This window comes from Sinorhizobium sp. Y406 (assembly GCF_058732025.1).
In genome coordinates this window covers 1,831,183-1,845,511 of record NZ_CM178974.1, presented here as the reverse complement: position 1 = coordinate 1,845,511, position 14,329 = coordinate 1,831,183, and the positions used below count along the sequence as shown (strand labels likewise).

General features: G+C 62.3%; 16 protein-coding genes and 1 pseudogene. 8 read left to right on the top strand and 9 right to left on the bottom strand.

The window, feature by feature from the left end:
• Nucleotides 1–13: 13 nt before the first annotated feature.
• Genes AC4P1R_RS08840 through AC4P1R_RS08830 form a run of 3 tightly spaced genes read left to right on the top strand, consistent with a single transcriptional unit; the run spans nt 14 to nt 2,064 of the window.
• Nucleotides 14–565, top strand: a complete 552-nt coding sequence (locus tag AC4P1R_RS08840; protein ID WP_492176646.1) for a DUF995 domain-containing protein — start codon at nt 14–16, stop codon at nt 563–565.
• Nucleotides 562–1,515, top strand: coding sequence for a glycoside hydrolase family 26 protein (locus AC4P1R_RS08835; RefSeq protein ID WP_492176645.1), 954 nt, complete (start codon nt 562–564; stop codon nt 1,513–1,515). The genes AC4P1R_RS08840 and AC4P1R_RS08835 overlap by 4 nt, the downstream gene beginning before the upstream one ends.
• Before the next feature lie 33 nt (nt 1,516–1,548).
• On the top strand, nt 1,549–2,064 hold the full coding sequence (locus AC4P1R_RS08830) for a DUF995 domain-containing protein (RefSeq protein ID WP_492176644.1): 516 nt from the start codon (nt 1,549–1,551) through the stop codon (nt 2,062–2,064).
• Between the two features lie 87 nt (nt 2,065–2,151).
• On the opposite strand, the gene AC4P1R_RS08825 is transcribed toward AC4P1R_RS08830, so the two are convergent.
• The 3 genes from AC4P1R_RS08825 to AC4P1R_RS08815 all read right to left on the bottom strand — a co-directional run bounded on the left by AC4P1R_RS08825 (nt 2,152) and on the right by AC4P1R_RS08815 (nt 4,286).
• Nucleotides 2,152–2,460, bottom strand: a complete 309-nt coding sequence (locus AC4P1R_RS08825) for a hypothetical protein (RefSeq protein WP_492176643.1) — start codon at nt 2,458–2,460, stop codon at nt 2,152–2,154.
• Between the two features lie 295 nt (nt 2,461–2,755).
• Nucleotides 2,756–3,547, bottom strand: coding sequence for a formyl transferase (locus tag AC4P1R_RS08820; RefSeq protein ID WP_492176642.1), 792 nt, complete (start codon nt 3,545–3,547; stop codon nt 2,756–2,758).
• A 118-nt stretch (nt 3,548–3,665) separates the two neighbouring features.
• The gene (locus tag AC4P1R_RS08815; RefSeq protein WP_069458266.1) at nt 3,666–4,286 is read right to left on the bottom strand and encodes a DUF1638 domain-containing protein; all 621 of its coding nucleotides are present in this window, start codon (nt 4,284–4,286) and stop codon (nt 3,666–3,668) included.
• Nucleotides 4,287–4,325: 39 nt separating this feature from the next.
• On the opposite strand from AC4P1R_RS08815, the gene AC4P1R_RS08810 reads away from it, so the two are divergent.
• Complete coding sequence (locus AC4P1R_RS08810) at nt 4,326–4,463, top strand: entericidin A/B family lipoprotein (RefSeq protein WP_069458267.1); 138 nt, start codon at nt 4,326–4,328, stop codon at nt 4,461–4,463.
• A gap of 85 nt (nt 4,464–4,548) precedes the next feature.
• On the opposite strand, the gene AC4P1R_RS08805 is transcribed toward AC4P1R_RS08810, so the two are convergent.
• Nucleotides 4,549–5,247, bottom strand: a complete 699-nt coding sequence (locus tag AC4P1R_RS08805) for a corrinoid protein (protein ID WP_069458268.1) — start codon at nt 5,245–5,247, stop codon at nt 4,549–4,551.
• Nucleotides 5,248–5,829: 582 nt separating this feature from the next.
• On the opposite strand from AC4P1R_RS08805, the gene AC4P1R_RS08800 reads away from it, so the two are divergent.
• Both AC4P1R_RS08800 and AC4P1R_RS08795 read left to right on the top strand, forming a co-directional pair.
• Nucleotides 5,830–7,404, top strand: coding sequence for a trimethylamine methyltransferase family protein (locus AC4P1R_RS08800; RefSeq protein ID WP_492176641.1), 1,575 nt, complete (start codon nt 5,830–5,832; stop codon nt 7,402–7,404).
• 107 nt (nt 7,405–7,511) lie between these two features.
• On the top strand, nt 7,512–8,213 hold the full coding sequence (locus AC4P1R_RS08795; protein ID WP_492176640.1) for a ferredoxin: 702 nt from the start codon (nt 7,512–7,514) through the stop codon (nt 8,211–8,213).
• 62 nt (nt 8,214–8,275) lie between these two features.
• On the opposite strand, the gene AC4P1R_RS08790 is transcribed toward AC4P1R_RS08795, so the two are convergent.
• Nucleotides 8,276–8,989, bottom strand: a complete 714-nt coding sequence (locus AC4P1R_RS08790; RefSeq protein ID WP_069458271.1) for a DUF1194 domain-containing protein — start codon at nt 8,987–8,989, stop codon at nt 8,276–8,278.
• Between the two features lie 272 nt (nt 8,990–9,261).
• Between AC4P1R_RS08790 and AC4P1R_RS08785 the strand changes: the two genes are divergently transcribed.
• A complete protein-coding gene (locus AC4P1R_RS08785) occupies nt 9,262–10,701 on the top strand; it encodes a LuxR C-terminal-related transcriptional regulator (RefSeq protein ID WP_069458272.1) in 1,440 nt (479 codons plus the stop codon).
• Between the two features lie 55 nt (nt 10,702–10,756).
• Here AC4P1R_RS08785 and AC4P1R_RS08780 read toward each other — a convergent pair.
• The 4 genes and pseudogenes from AC4P1R_RS08780 to AC4P1R_RS08765 all read right to left on the bottom strand — a co-directional run bounded on the left by AC4P1R_RS08780 (nt 10,757) and on the right by AC4P1R_RS08765 (nt 13,476).
• A pseudogene (locus AC4P1R_RS08780) lies at nt 10,757–11,406 on the bottom strand (glutathione S-transferase family protein).
• Nucleotides 11,403–11,882, bottom strand: coding sequence for an SRPBCC family protein (locus tag AC4P1R_RS08775; protein WP_069458274.1), 480 nt, complete (start codon nt 11,880–11,882; stop codon nt 11,403–11,405). The pseudogene AC4P1R_RS08780 and the gene AC4P1R_RS08775 overlap by 4 nt, the downstream one beginning before the upstream one ends.
• Entirely contained in the window at nt 11,879–12,256 is a 378-nt protein-coding gene (locus AC4P1R_RS08770; protein ID WP_069458275.1) for an ArsR/SmtB family transcription factor, read from the bottom strand. Before AC4P1R_RS08770 ends, AC4P1R_RS08775 begins: the two co-directional genes overlap by 4 nt.
• A gap of 326 nt (nt 12,257–12,582) precedes the next feature.
• Nucleotides 12,583–13,476, bottom strand: a complete 894-nt coding sequence (locus AC4P1R_RS08765) for a LysR family transcriptional regulator (protein ID WP_492176639.1) — start codon at nt 13,474–13,476, stop codon at nt 12,583–12,585.
• Between the two features lie 139 nt (nt 13,477–13,615).
• On the opposite strand from AC4P1R_RS08765, the gene AC4P1R_RS08760 reads away from it, so the two are divergent.
• A complete protein-coding gene (locus tag AC4P1R_RS08760; RefSeq protein WP_069458277.1) occupies nt 13,616–14,233 on the top strand; it encodes a nitroreductase family protein in 618 nt (205 codons plus the stop codon).
• Nucleotides 14,234–14,329: the final 96 nt, after the last annotated feature.

The window sequence follows — 14,329 nt, the reverse complement described above, 5'->3', positions numbered from 1 at the left end:
CGGATTGCCGGGCATGTTCTCCGCGAGTATTGCCGCCTCGACCGTTTTCCTCCTGGCACCCACTCCCGCGGCGGCTGAGGCCTTCGTGCCGACCGCCGCGCGCCCGATGACAGGCGTGGAGCTTTACATGATGTTCCGCGACAAAAGCTGGAAATGGGATGATGGCGCGGGCTTCATGAGGGATGAGGGCCGCCTGTTCAGGGCCTGGGCGCGAGATGGCAAGACCGCGACCTGGGCAGAGGGACGCTGGATCGTCACGGACAGCGGCATGCTCTGCCTGAAGGCGATTTGGCACAGCCAAGGGGGTGCGGCCCCGGACAAGACCTGTTTCAGCCACCGGGTGCTGGACGGCACCGTCTACCAGAAGCGCGAGCCCGCGGGGGACTGGTACGTATTCAAACACGACAAACCGGCGACCGACGACGAGTTCCATGAACTCGTCGTCGGGGATCTGGTCAGTACGCGACTCGCGATCATACAGGAGCTCACTGTTACCGAGCCGAATTCAGGAGCAAACAGCGTTCGCCGGCCAGCCGAGGCGAACGAGGTTGGAGGTGTGCAATGAACAAGCGGATAAAGGCTATTTCCCTTTCATGCATGGGCCTGATGCTGTCGGGCAGCGTTCTGGCGGCCAGCTTGCCGCGCGGCCTTCCGGAGGCGGCGTCTGCCACCACGGTGATGCCGTCGCAGAAGCGGCCCGTGCTGACGGAAGATTCCATCGACTTCGGGGCCTATGATCCCCATGGCGATTTCGGCGAGCCGTTGCAGTCCAAAATCGAACATCTCTTCCTGCCCTGGGAAGACGTCGAACTATCGACCTTGGCCCTTGCCGACGATTATGCGTATGCGCGGGGACGTACTCTCATGATTACGGTCGAGCCCTGGTCCTGGTCGCCTGAGTGGCGGGTCACGGAGCGGGAGCTCCTGCGCAGCATTCTGAGCGGGGAGCGTGACGCGTACATGGCGGCGGTCTGCTCGACCGTCGCCGGTCTGAAAAGCCCCATTATCATCCGCTGGGGCCAGGAAATGGATGAAACGGACAACCAGTTCTCCTGGTCGCACTGGTCGGGTGAGGAATTCAAGGCGGCCTATCGGCGCATGGTGACGGTGTGTCGGGCGCATGTGAAGAATGCTCGATTCATGTGGTCGCCCAAGGGCAATCCGGGGCTGGAGGTATTCTATCCCGGCGACGATGTCGTGGACCTGATCGGACTGTCGGTATTCGGCTACCAGCAGTATGACCGCGGCACCACCGGTCGTGACCAGACGTTTCCGGAACGGCTGGCGCCCGGCTATGAGCGGGTAAAGGGCTATGGCAAACCGATCATGGTGGCCGAGCTCGGCTACGAGGGCGATGCCGCCTATGTGGCGGACTGGGCGGCAAGCGTGGCCAAGCGCCATGCCGAATTCCCGGAACTCACGGCGGTCGTCTATTTCAACGATCGCGAAGTCTACCCGTGGCCCGACGGTTACGGACGGCCCGATTGGCGGGTGGTGCGGGAAGCCGGCAATTAGCGCGGCGCTGCAATCACCGAGAGGAGACATGAGATGAAGTCGCCCCTTCGCACACTATCGTTGATCGTCGCCGTCGGCGTGGCAATGGGGAGTGCGACATCGCTCGCCGAAGCCGCGGGCGGCCGCGTGAACCCTCAAGGAGCAACACCGCTGACGCACAAGGAGCTCTACAATCTCTACGGCCAAAAGTCGTGGATATGGAAAGCGGGTGCGGGATACTTCTCCGTGCGGGAGCGCCGGTTTACCGCCTGGTCGAACGAGAACGGCACTCCCTCCTACGGCGTGGGGCGATGGTTCATCACGGGTCCGGGAAAACTGTGCTTCAGGGCCGAGTGGCACGCCGAGGCCGGCTCTGCTCCGGCAACGACCTGCTTCAGCCATCGCAAGCAGGGCGGCGTCATCCTGCAGAAGCGCGAACCGGCTGGCGAGTGGTATGTTTTCAAGAACGCGCCTGCGAATACTGACGACGAATTCACCAAGCTGCGGCGCGGCAACTATGTGAGGGCACGTCTCGCCGGGATCGAAGCACGCCTGGACAAGGCCGAATGATCCCAGCCGTCGGACGGCTCGAACAGAGGACCGGTATCAGGGTCCTGGTCGCGTGGCTGTGGACCACCCGGGCAGCGCCATCTGCGCCTATCGAAGGAAGCAGCGCGACGTGCTGCCGAAACCACTCGGCGTGCAGATATAGGGTGCGCGCCCCAGATAGGCGGTGCGATCGACTTTGGTTGGCTTTTGCGTGACGGTGACCCGCTTTGTCGCGGGTTGCTCGCTGGTGGAGACGGGGTAGCCGACCTCTTTCGTTACCGATGCGGTCTGAATATCCCGATCCGTCACTGCCGAGCAGGCCGACGCCGTCGCTGCAACGAGCAGGGCGAGAACGCCGCGCACGACAGTGCTGCGGTTGCCGGTCAGCGCGGCCGGATTTCCTGTCTGCGATTTCACGGCTGGGTCTCCTGTTCGCCCCCATCGCACGCATGATAATGGGAAGGGATTAACCGGCGGTGCAGAAAAACGTAAAACTTGACCCATCTGGGCTAATACTGCCGCCTTCTTTAGTTCAAATACGCGAAGCACTCAACAGTGCCGTGCGGCCTTTTGGAGCGCGTTTCGATCCGACTGGACCAGATCGGCGCTCCAACGCTTTCTTTCTGACGCATGATCTTATCGATCCTCGTTTCACTCCGGTCGGATCATGCTCCTCCCGTAGATAAGGGATGCGCAAAGGACGCTGCCGGCTCTACCAGATCCCGCGTCGAATGCCGTTCGACAACCAGACCCAGATCGGCGGGTGGTACCACTGCCTCGACGGCGCGTCGACGGCGGCGGACCGGAGCTCTCCGGCGAGTGCATCTTCGACCGCCTGGGCCGCAATGCCGGTGGCAGCGGCGGTCTGCAGCAGCGGGTAGGTGTGCATCGTGTCGTCAGGGCTCGGCACCTGTCGCGTCTGGTAGAGGATGCCGCCAGTGTCGACGCCTTCGTCGACCAGATGCACGGTCGCCCCGAAATTCTCGGCATCGCCATTGACGAGCGCCCAGTAGCCGCCCATCAGGCCGCGATATTGCGGATTGATGCCGGCATGGAAGTTGATGATCGGGCAGGGGATGGCCGCAAGCGTTTCCGGCTTCAGCATGCGGCAACTTATCAGGAAGACGACGGCGGGTTGAAGCGCTTGCAGTTGGCCGTGTGCCTCTGCGTCGTTGATCGACGCAATTCGGTGAACGGGGATTGACGGGTCGGGCTCAGCGGAAACGCCATAGGCGCGCAGAATCGCTTCCGCCCGACGTTGCGTCAAGTGCTTGCCGAAACGTGAGACGATCATCGTCGCCAGTTGACCGAGTGCGGTCGGCCAGCCGAGCTTGCGGGCGCGCCGCCTGACGAAGAGCGCCTTCGGCTCCGGCTGTTCCTGCAGGACGACGACGTCGTCGAAACGAGCGGCAAGGGCATTGATCATGATGTTCGGATTGTCGCCGCCGGCGGTGACGACGACGATGCGTCGGTTGCCCGGGGCTTTCGCCTTTTCGCTTTTCATGACTTTCACCGGTAAACGCGACGCGCCGCAGCAACTTCGGCAAAAAGATATGCGGTCGCAGGCGTTACGGTTGTATTAAGCGGGCGCGGGACAATTGCTGCCGGTCAGGAGGAACCGCTCACGCTTCGGTCAGCGACCGCGTCAGATCGCCATAGCCGGTGTAACGGTACTCGTATTCCAGTCCGAGCATATCGGCGGCGCGACGCGCCTTCGCCTGGAGGGCCTCGTCTTCCACCTGCGACAGGTAGACGAGTTTTCGGTAATGGCCGAAATACATGTCCCTGAGTTCCGGGTGCCTGTCGAGGCCGAGCGGCTCGATGACGAAGGTTTCGAACTGGCGGGCGAGGAAATCGGTAAGGAAAAAGGCGGTGATGTCCTCGTCCCAGCGCTCGGCGAAGGCATCATTGCCCGCGAAGAAGGAATAGCAGTGCGGCCCGGGAATGCGGTCTACGCCTTCCTCTTCGCAGAGCCGGTCGATGAGGCCGCCGGTGCCGCAATCGGCATAGGCGACGAAGATGCGCTCGAAACCTTCCGCGCGCGCCGCGGCGATCGCTTGGCGCAGCCCGGGCACGATCTTTTCCGGGGTGTTGTGCCAGATGGCCGGCAGACAGCTGAGGGTGATGTGGTCCAGCCGGTTTGCCTCACAGATCGCGAGGATCTCGCGCGCGATCGCGCCGCAGCCGATGACCTGGACTTTCATCGATGCATCACGTTCTCTTGCCTCCGGCAGATTTTCCATCTCTATTCGGCCTCGCAATAACGTGAAGGAATCGCGCCTATGAAAACGAAAACGCTCGCGACGGTCGGCATCGTCCTGATGGTTCTCGCAACCTTGACTTCCTGCGGCAACACCATCCGCGGCATAGGACAGGATACCTCGAATGTCGGGCGCAAGATCGCAAGAGCGACGAACTGATCCGATCCTGTATTCGCCTGAAGCGTAGAAAGCCGGCTGCCGGGTTCATCCGCGCAGCCGGCTTTCTCTTCAAGATAAGGCGGCCTCAGCCGGCGGCAAGCTGATTGTGCTTGCGCTTGATGAAGTCCTTGGCAGTTTCGACGGCGACCGCAGCATCGCGGCAATAGGCGTCGGCGCCAACGGCCTTGCCGAATTCTTCGTTCAGCGGCGCGCCGCCGACGAGCACGACATAGTCATCGCGCAGGCCCTTTTCCTTCATCGTATCGATCACGACCTTCATGTAGGGCATGGTCGTCGTGAGCAGAGCCGACATGCCGAGAATATCGGGCTTCTCGCGCTCGAGCGCTTCGAGATAGTTCTCGACCGGGTTGTTGATGCCGAGGTCGACGACATCGAAGCCGGCGCCTTCCATCATCATGCCCACGAGATTCTTGCCGATATCGTGGATGTCGCCCTTGACGGTACCGATCACCATCTTGCCGAGCTTCGGCGCACCGGTTTCGGCAAGCAGCGGGCGAAGGATGGTCATGCCGGCCTTCATCGCATTGGCCGAGAGCAGCACTTCCGGAACGAACAGGATGCCGTCGCGGAAGTCGATGCCCACGATGCGCATGCCTTCAACGAGCGCTTTGGTCAAAATGTCGTAGGGCGTCCAGCCGCGATCGAGGAGGATGCGCGTGCCATCCTCGATTTCTTCCTTGAGACCATCATAAAGATCGTCGTGCATCTGCTGCACGAGTTCTTCGTCGGAAAGGTCCTCGAGAATGATTTCATCGTCTGCCATAGTGGGTTTCCTCGGTTCCTGGCACGGTGATTTCGCACGGGTGGGCACGATCTTGGGCACAATCCGGACGCTGCCCAATCCTTAGCGGGCGATGCCTAAAAATCTCTTTTCGAATGCGACGTCGCATATGACGAAAAGCGACTAGCAAGACATTCACGGGCTACCCACATTCCTTGTGTTCGCCGCAGGTTCTCGGCACAGCCGTGGGGACCCGTTTGCGTAACCTGCTCAGGGCCTCTCGGTTCCATCGGTCCTTCGGCATATTGCCGCCTTACGGCGCGGTGCGCAGCTCCGTTCGCCCCCAGATGCGCTTGATTCTCAAAGGCGGATGCAGTTCGGAAGCCGCCCATCGCGTGGCTGGCGGGTCTGTGTCGCGCGTCGGCCGAGTGTCTAAGATGCGCCACCCGTTGGCGCATTGAGACCCGTACCGGGCCGGCGGCTTGCTAGCATTATACCGAAATGATGCCGGCGCATGGTCTTGACCACTGGATTCGATCCCGGGAAAAGATTATGCGCCCAATCCGGTCCAGAGTGTTGCCGCGTCTTAACAAGGAGAGACACGGCGGGAGAGGAAACGAGCGAATGAGCGACGTGACAGAACAAGGCGCGGTCGAAGGCGGCGGACGCCGCGCGCGTGGCGAGGGACGGGGAGCGGCGGCACGCCGCGCCTCCCGCACCGGTGGCGGTCCGGGACCGTCTTTGCCCTATATCCAGCGCAAGATTCGCGAATATGAAGTGCTTGACGAAGAGGGTCTGCAGATCATCGAGCGCAATGCCGATATCATACTCGAAGAGATCGGCATCGAGTTTCGCGACGACGCAGAAGCGCTCGAACTCTGGAAGGCGGCGGGCGCCGACGTACGCGGCCAGCGGGTGCATTTCCCGAAAGGCCTCTGCCGCGAGCTCCTGAAGAGCGCACCGAAGGAGTTCACCTGGAATGCGCGCAATCCTGAGCGGAACGCGCAAATCGGCGGCAAGGCGACGGTCTTCGCGCCGGTCTACGGACCGCCCTTCGTGCGCGACCTCGAAGGCAACCGTCGCTACGCCACCATCGAGGACTTCCGCAACTTCGTGAAGCTCGCCTATATGGCGCCGTCCATGCATTCTTCGGGCGGCACAGTCTGCGAGCCCGTCGACGTTCCGGTCAACAAGCGCCATCTCGATATGGTCTACACCCATATGCGCTATTCCGACAAACCCTTCATGGGATCGGTTACGGCGCCCGAACGCGCCGAAGACACGGTGGCGATGGCGAAGATCCTGTTCGGCGACGACTTCGTCGAGAACAACACGGTGACGCTGAACCTCATCAACGCCAACTCGCCGATGGTCTTCGACGAGACGATGCTGGGGGCCGCCAAGGTCTATGCCCGCCATAACCAGGCCTGCGTGGTCTCGCCCTTCATCCTTTCGGGTGCCATGAGCCCGGTGACCGTTGCCGGCACGCTGGCGCAGATCCTCGCTGAAGTGCTCGCCGGTGCATCCTTCACCCAGCTCATCCGCAAGGGCGCGCCGGTGCTTTTCGGCACCTTCGCGGCCTCGATCTCGATGCAGTCGGGTGCACCGACCTTCGGCACGCCCGAGCCGTCGCTCGTCTCCTACGGCGCGGCTCAGCTTGCCCGCCGGCTCGGACTGCCGTTCCGTACCGGCGGCTCGCTCTGCGGCTCGAAGGTTCCGGATGCGCAGGCCGCGCATGAATCGGCGAGCACGCTCAACATGACGCTGCTTGCCGGTACCAACTTTGTGCTGCACTCGGCCGGCTGGCTCGAAGGGGGTCTCGTTTCCTCCTACGAGAAGTTCATGATCGACCAGGACCAACTCGGCATGATGCAGAAGATGGCCGAAGGGGTCGATCTGTCGGAAAGCGCCCAGGCGATGGACGCGATCCGCGAAGTCGGACCCGGCAGCCACTATCTCGGCTGCGCCCATACGCAGGCCAACTTCCAGACGGCCTTCTATCGCTCGCCGCTCGCCGACAACAATTCCTTCGAACAGTGGGAAATCGAAGGCCAGAAGCGTATCGAAGAGCGCGCCAATGCGCTGGCCCGCAGCTGGCTCGAGACCTACGAGGCGCCGTATCTCGATCCGGCCATCGACGAAGCGCTCAAGGACTTCATCGCCAGGCGCAAGGACTCGATGCCGGACGCCTTCACCTGAAAGGCTCCCGAACGCGCCAGGGAGCAAGGCGGCAGGGCGCAGGTCGCGGACATGATCCAGAAGGAGGTCTGGCGCCCGCATTACGAGTTACAGGGGCCGAAACCGAAATGACGGCGGCGTCTGCTTCGGCGGAGCATTCAATCGAAAAGATCCGTGCGGCCCTCCGGCCGCACGGTCTTTTTTTGCGCGGAACGGTGACGTTCGCAAAAGGCGAGGAGGCGCCCTCGCTTGACGGCGGCGCGGCGGCGGCGAGCGTCGCCCTCATCGGCAATATAGGCGGCTCGATCTGGGAGCCTTTCAGCCGTTGGCGGGAAGGTGCCGCGGATGCTGGCGGAACGGACCCGCTCGACAACTGGTCGAAACAGGTGATCCTGCCGGTGGCGGAGGCGACGGGTGTGACGGCCTATTTCCCCTCCGATCCGCCGTGGCAACCCTTCCAGCAATGGGCGATGCGCGCCGAAGGGTTGAAGCAGTCGCCGCTCGGAATTCTCATCCATCCGCGCTTTGGCCTCTGGCACGGCTATCGCGGCGCGCTGGCCTTCGCCCGACCGCTGCCGGTATCGGGCGAGGCGGTAATGGGGCATCCCTGCGATACTTGCGAGGGAAAGCCGTGTGTTGCAGCCTGTCCCGCTCAAGCCTTGGCCTCCGGTAAGTTCGATGCCGTGCATTGCCGCACGTATCTGGGCGAGACGGGGAGGGGTGGCTGTTTTGCCGCGGGCTGTCGCTCTCGCAACGCCTGCCCGGTGGGGTGGGACTATCGCTATCCGGTGGAGCAACTGCAATTCCATATGGCGGCACTGAGCTTTTAGCCGGGGGCTGTGGGCGAGGCGCGTCGTACGAATATGCTTGGCCGCGGCGTGCAGTAGCGGATTTATGGTTCAATGTTCATACTAATTTCAGTCAGCAATTTGCGGCGGAGAGCCCTGGTGTAGTCGCTTGGAGCCGTCGGCCTCATCACGAAAGCCTCGGGACCACCAATGACGCAGTCGGCAAAATAGGATGCCAGCTGGTGGCCAGGATTGTCATCCTGGGCTGGAATGGCAATCGCGTTGATCGTGTACCCTTTGGCAATTGCCTTCCGCCGGCTCGGCTCAACAGGAAGCCCGTCGTTGTTCTCGCCGTTGGCAGAGATGTCGATTATTTTTCTGGTCGCCCTTCCTGGAAACTGATCGAGCAACAGACTTGCAACGTCGATGGCAGAGGAAACCGACGTACCGCCGCGCCCGCTGCGACTGAAGCCAGTGTCCCCGCGCTCGTTGATCACCAGGGCGGCCGCTTCGGCATCTTCAAGCGTGCAGATGCTCGTCCAGGGCAGCACGGTCCTTATGCGCCCCGGGCTCGCCCATTCAATATAAGCAATGCTGATGCAGCCGAGATGGTTGCCGGCAATCGCCGCGACGACCTCGGTCGAAGTAAGGGCAGCGGCATGTCCCTTGCGCTGCAGGTCGGCGGTAGCCGGGTCGACCGAGGATGAGTAATCGACCGCGAAGACGATGGCGGTATCGACATCGGCGGCATGTGCCTGCAGTCCTGAAAACACTGCAACAAGCATCGCCACGAGCCCCAGGAATGAGTTCGCGCTCATTGTTAGCCCTTCCAGCTACCGGTTTACAGGCGGAACACGCCGATCTTTCCAGAACGAGCCCCGCGTTCGAGGCGCGTCGCTCCTGCTTCCAGGCACAGTGGCGATGCGCATTGGAAACAAGTCGCACGGCCCCTTGGCAGATCGCAGCTTATCGCAGGGAAATCTTGCAACGAGTGCATCCGCAGTGCGACCGGGCAGATGCAGTATTCGTCCTACTGCATCTGTAGTATTCTCCCGACGGAAGCGAGGAAGGTTCCTGGGACGGGGTCACCATGGTGCTGAATTGCGTTTCGAAAGCCCAGGCGCTCGGTGCATTGTCGAACCGCGAGCGTATGATCGCAGAAAAATTCGCGTCCGGCATGACGTATCGCGAAATCGGCAATGCGCTTTTCATCGCCCCGACCACCGTTCGTACGCACCTTGCCACGATCTACGAGAAACTTGGGGTGCACAACAAGGTCGGACTCGCGGCCTACTTCAACAGTGCCTCCGATGTGCAGCCCGATGCTCCTTCACCCTTGGCCGACGCCTTGCCGGTGCTCGCCATATTCCCCTTCGAATGCTTGAATTCCGAAGAACGATGGCTCCGCCTTGCCGACGGGCTGTCGTCAGACATCACGATAGACATGGCGCGCTACGCGGGGTTACCTGTCATTGCCTTCCACACGATGAAAGCGCTGGGCAGCAAGCCTGCCGATTTCGCGGCGGGCGGCGCGGCGTTTGGCGTCACCTATCTCGTTTCGGGCCGGCTGCGCGCGAATGACGAGAGGATTCGGCTGACGATCGAACTTGCCGATATTCGCACTGGCGTCAGCCTGTGGCGTGAGCGCTACGATCGCCCGGTGGAGCAAATTTTCGCGCTGCAGGACAGCCTCGCCGAAAGCATCATCAACCTGCTTGCCGGCAGTTTCGGCATACTTGCCACGGTCGGCCGCAAGGCCATCCGCCGCAAGCCGCCGGCCAGCCTGAGCGCCTACGACTGTTACCTGCTTGCCCTCGAACAGCACACGACGTTCAGCCGCTCCGGGAATGCGGAAGCAATTCGCCTGTTTTCACGCGCGCTGGAGCACGATCCGACCTTCGCCAGTGCCTGGGCCGAGCTCGGCTATGCCTATTCGGTGGAGGCCTGCAACGGCTTCGGCCACGATCTGCCAACGTCGATCGAAAACTGGCGAACGGCGATCGAAAACGCGCTGCAACTCGACCCGACGAACATCTGCGCCTGCGCTTCCCTTGGCGATCTCAGGGCATGCCTAGGCGACCGCGAGGGGGCGGAGCGTGCGCATCGGCGAGCGTTCGAATACGGTTCCAATCACGCCGGCATACTGATGCTGCTGGCTGGCAGCAAGGCTCTTGTCGTCGGCGACCCGTCCGAGGCAATTCCGCTTATGGAGCGCGCAATGCAACTCAATCCGCTGGCCCCGCCTTGGTATTTCGCCATGCAGGGTCGCATTCTCTTCGTCGCGGGCAGGCATATGGAGGCAATTGCGGCGCTCCAAAGAAGCGCGCCACAGTCGCCGGACGTGCTGATGTTCCTGGCGCTTGCGCATGCGGCCGTGGGCGATACGGTCGAGGTGGCCAAAGTCACGGCTCGCTTGAAAGCTGAATTTCCCGAATTTTCCGTGGCACGTTTTATCGCGGGTCGTCCCGTAACGAACCCGGGTGCCGCGCTCGCCATTCGTAATGCCTCCGCATTGGCGGGGCTCGATTGAGTTCTCCCGCCTGGAGCGTCGCGCGTGCCTGGGACGCGAGACGGGGAGGGGCTAGCTAGTCCCGGTCGGGTGCTCCCAACGGAAAGAAGCTTCGATAGGGACGTGCTTCGTCGACGACGCGTGCCACGGAGGAGCGGGACAGCAGCCGTGCCCTGAAGGCGGCGAGCGCGGCATGGCGTTCGGGGATCGGGTGCACCCAGTCCGCATAGAATAGTGCCGGTGCGGCGGCACAATCGGCAATGGTGAACCGGCCGCACGCCGCCCATTCTCTCGCTTGCAGGCGGGGCTCCAGCCAGGCGTAGCATCGATCGAGCAAGGTGCGCGCGTCGGCGACGCCGCGCGGGTCTCGCTCGTCTTCGCCGCGCAGGGCATTATCGACGATCCGCTGCATCGGCGCATGGACATAATCGTCGAACACGTCCGCCATCATGCGCGCTCCCAGCGCTTCGCGCGGATCCTCCGGCACCATCGGCGTTTCGTTCCCATGAAACAGATCGAGATACTCGATCACGGCGTTGCTCTCAGTGATTTCCCTGTCTCCGTCGATCAGAGCGGGAAATTGTCCGGTGGGCGAGAGATCGGTCATGCGCGCCTGGTTCTCCGGATGATCGGGATCGACCATCCGGAAACGTCGCGCTCGTAGAGGGCGATCAGCGGTTTCCATACGAAGGAGGCAAACGGGTGCCCGTATAGTGCAAGCGTCATTGCGTGGCTCCGTTGATTTGAAGGATGGTTTCGATCATGTCGAACTGGAGTCCTGTTCCGTGGCGGCGATCGGCAGTCCCGTCCTTCCCGTCCAGAAACACGATCTGCTCCGTATAGGAGACGCGGGTTCCGTCCCCTTCCGCTTCGAGTGCCAGGCTCGACAAGGTGACCGAATGGAAGCGTCCGGAGTGATAGAGGTCATAGGCATAGACGAGACGCCGGGCCGGCTCGATCAGATGGTAGCGGGCCTCGAAAAGCGTAACCGTGCCGCTCTCGTTGAAGCGGCCTTCCAGCACCTCCAGTCCGCCCACGCGAAAATCCATCGACCGGCGCAGCAACGTCCAACGTTCCGGCGGACCGGTGAACCATTTTGCCTTGAGGTGGGGATCGGACCATGCGCCGAACACCCGGGCGGGCGGGGCCGCCCAGACGCGTTTCAGCGTGAATGTACCGTGAAAGAAAGGCGCTGCCGTCATTGGTGATCTCCTCCCGCCGCCGGGTCCAGAGGTCCGGTTTCACCCTTGAATTCGCCGCTTTCGAGCAGCTTTCCAAGCCGGTCGAACCGGCTCTCCCAGAGCTGGCGGCGCTCGTGCAACCAGCTTTCAACGCGCTCGACCGCCTCGCTGGAGATCCGGCACTCGCGGGTGCGCCCGCGTTTTTCCGTCACAACGAGCCCGCTTGCCTCGAGCACCTGGACGTGCTGGTGGATCGCGGCGAGCGACGTGCCGTAGGGCCTCGCCAGCTCGCTGACGGAGGCGGGTCCCCGTGAGAGGCGATCGAGAATGCCCCGACGCGTGGCATCCGCGAGCGCGTGAAAAGCCAAATCAAGTTGCTCCGAACGCTCAACCATGCACTTAAGTAACGACTCGTCCGGCAAAAAGTCAAGCGATCACTTAAGTATTTGCATACCAACCGCGACGCCTGCGCCGCGGTCAATTCCGGCGCCGTCTCGTGCCTGAAAGCAACTCCTCTCTCGGCGGCACGGCGGCAGGCGCTCTGCGCGCACAGAATGAGAGGGCTCCATCGAGCCGGTCGCGCCGTCTGTTGCCAATCACCCGGGCGGCCTTACACGCCTCGCCTGGTCGCAGATGGGGGATCAGCGAAGCCTAGTTCGAACGCCCGCCTTGCGGGAGATTCCGGATCTTCACCGGCCCCGATCGCTGCATGGCCATAATCTCAGCTCTCGTCCTGCATCTCATCGACGAGGAAATCCACGAAGGCGCGCACCTTAGGCAGGACAAACTGACGGGAGGGGTAGACAACATAGATTGAGGTCTCGACCGGCGCCCAGTCGTCCAGCGCCGTCGTGAGCCTTCCTTCCGCGATGTCCTTTTCCACATAGATTCGCGGAATGAGGCTCAATCCGAAGCCGGCAAGCAGGGCGTCGCGGACTGCAAGACTGGTCGTGACCTTGTAGCGGCCGCTGATCGCCACCCGCGCAGTGCGCCCCTCCCGCGCAAAAGACCATTCCTGAACATGGCCGGAGAGCGTGAACTGCACGCAATTGTGCGACCGCAGATCCTCCGGCTCGCGCGGCCATCCGGCGCGCGCGAAGTAGTCCGGCGAGGCACAGATCACATGCTCTAGCGTCATCAGCTTGCGCGCGATCAGGCTGGAATCCTCCAGCCGGTCGGTGCCGCGAATGGCGAGGTCGATCCCCTCCTTGACGAGGTCAACCCGGCGATCCTCGAGCTTCAGGTCAAGTGTCAGATCGGGATAGCGGCCCAGGAAGCCGACAATCGCGTCCGACAGGCGTGTCAACGTGAAGGCCATCGGCGCACTCACGCGCAACAGACCACTCGGCATTCGCTGCATGGGTCCGAGCGAATCGTCGGCTTCTGCAAGATCGTCAAGTATGCGGGCGATCTGCTCAAAGTAGCGCTCACCGGCTTCCGTCAGGCTCATGCGGCGCGTGGTGCGGTTGATTAGCCGCACGCGCAAAAACGCCTCCAACTCCCGAATATTCTTGCTGACGGAAGCGGGCGAAAGCCCCATCCGTCGCGCGGTTTCCGCGAAAGAACCCTGCTCCACCGTTTGGCGAAACACCTTGATGGCCTGCAATTGATCCATGGCGATTATTCGCTAATGGTTGTTAGTACTCGTACTGGATAGAGGATTATCGAGATGATGGGAAGGAATAACATCGACCTCGTCAGCGGCGCACCCGCCAGGACAAAAAGAACCATACGAATGCCAAAGGTCGAGACAGATGAAGAATCCAATCATTGCCGCTATCGAAAGCCGCGTCTCCACGAACCTGTTCGATGCCGACAAGGCGCTTACGGATGAGCAGATCGAAGAGCTTGCAAGGCTGGCGACGCGCGCACCCACCGCCTACAATCTCCAGAACTGGCGTTTCATCGCCGTCAGAACAGCTGAGGCGAAAGCGCGCCTTCGGGCCGCCGCCTACGGGCAGGCCAAGGTGACGGAGGCCGCGGTCACGTACATCGTTTGCGGACAGCTGCCCTCGCACACCGTCATGGACGGGCGCCTCCGGCCATCTGTCGAGGCGGGCTTCATGCCGGCGACGATGGTCGGCGCCTGGGCGGAGGCGGTGGAAAGCACCTATGGCGACAATCCGCAAATGCAGCGTGACGAGGCGGTTCGCACGGCAACACTCGGCGCTGCCTTTCTGATGTTCGCGGCGGAAGCGTACGGGCTTGCCACCGGGCCTATGGTCGGCTTCGATCCAACGGCGGTTGCGCGCCAATTCGGTCTTGCCGCCGACGAGATCCCCGTGGTGCTGATCGCGGTTGGCTACGCCCGGGAAGGCAATTGGCCGCAAAAACCGCGACTGCCGGTTTCCCACGTCCTGGAAACCATCTGAGCCCACGTGGCATTGCTTACCCGGCACCATATTCGCCGCCGGCCAAAGGCCCGACCAGGTCGCGGTTCCATGGAGGCCCGGAGCAGGAAGCGGTAG

Bases quoted from the DNA above. Each gene is read 5' to 3' on its own strand.
- AC4P1R_RS08840 (WP_492176646.1), top strand. From the start codon at position 14: ATGTTCTCCGCGAGTATTGCCGCCTCGACCGTTTTCCTCCTGGCACCC.
- AC4P1R_RS08835 (WP_492176645.1), top strand. From the start codon at position 562: ATGAACAAGCGGATAAAGGCTATTTCCCTTTCATGCATGGGCCTGATG.
- AC4P1R_RS08830 (WP_492176644.1), top strand. From the start codon at position 1,549: ATGAAGTCGCCCCTTCGCACACTATCGTTGATCGTCGCCGTCGGCGTG.
- AC4P1R_RS08820 (WP_492176642.1), bottom strand. From the start codon at position 3,547: ATGAAAAGCGAAAAGGCGAAAGCCCCGGGCAACCGACGCATCGTCGTC.
- AC4P1R_RS08815 (WP_069458266.1), bottom strand. From the start codon at position 4,286: ATGGAAAATCTGCCGGAGGCAAGAGAACGTGATGCATCGATGAAAGTC.
- AC4P1R_RS08810 (WP_069458267.1), top strand. From the start codon at position 4,326: ATGAAAACGAAAACGCTCGCGACGGTCGGCATCGTCCTGATGGTTCTC.
- AC4P1R_RS08805 (WP_069458268.1), bottom strand. From the start codon at position 5,247: ATGGCAGACGATGAAATCATTCTCGAGGACCTTTCCGACGAAGAACTC.
- AC4P1R_RS08800 (WP_492176641.1), top strand. From the start codon at position 5,830: ATGAGCGACGTGACAGAACAAGGCGCGGTCGAAGGCGGCGGACGCCGC.
- AC4P1R_RS08795 (WP_492176640.1), top strand. From the start codon at position 7,512: ATGACGGCGGCGTCTGCTTCGGCGGAGCATTCAATCGAAAAGATCCGT.
- AC4P1R_RS08790 (WP_069458271.1), bottom strand. From the start codon at position 8,989: ATGAGCGCGAACTCATTCCTGGGGCTCGTGGCGATGCTTGTTGCAGTG.
- AC4P1R_RS08785 (WP_069458272.1), top strand. From the start codon at position 9,262: ATGGTGCTGAATTGCGTTTCGAAAGCCCAGGCGCTCGGTGCATTGTCG.
- AC4P1R_RS08775 (WP_069458274.1), bottom strand. From the start codon at position 11,882: ATGACGGCAGCGCCTTTCTTTCACGGTACATTCACGCTGAAACGCGTC.
- AC4P1R_RS08770 (WP_069458275.1), bottom strand. From the start codon at position 12,256: ATGGTTGAGCGTTCGGAGCAACTTGATTTGGCTTTTCACGCGCTCGCG.
- AC4P1R_RS08765 (WP_492176639.1), bottom strand. From the start codon at position 13,476: ATGGATCAATTGCAGGCCATCAAGGTGTTTCGCCAAACGGTGGAGCAG.
- AC4P1R_RS08760 (WP_069458277.1), top strand. From the start codon at position 13,616: ATGAAGAATCCAATCATTGCCGCTATCGAAAGCCGCGTCTCCACGAAC.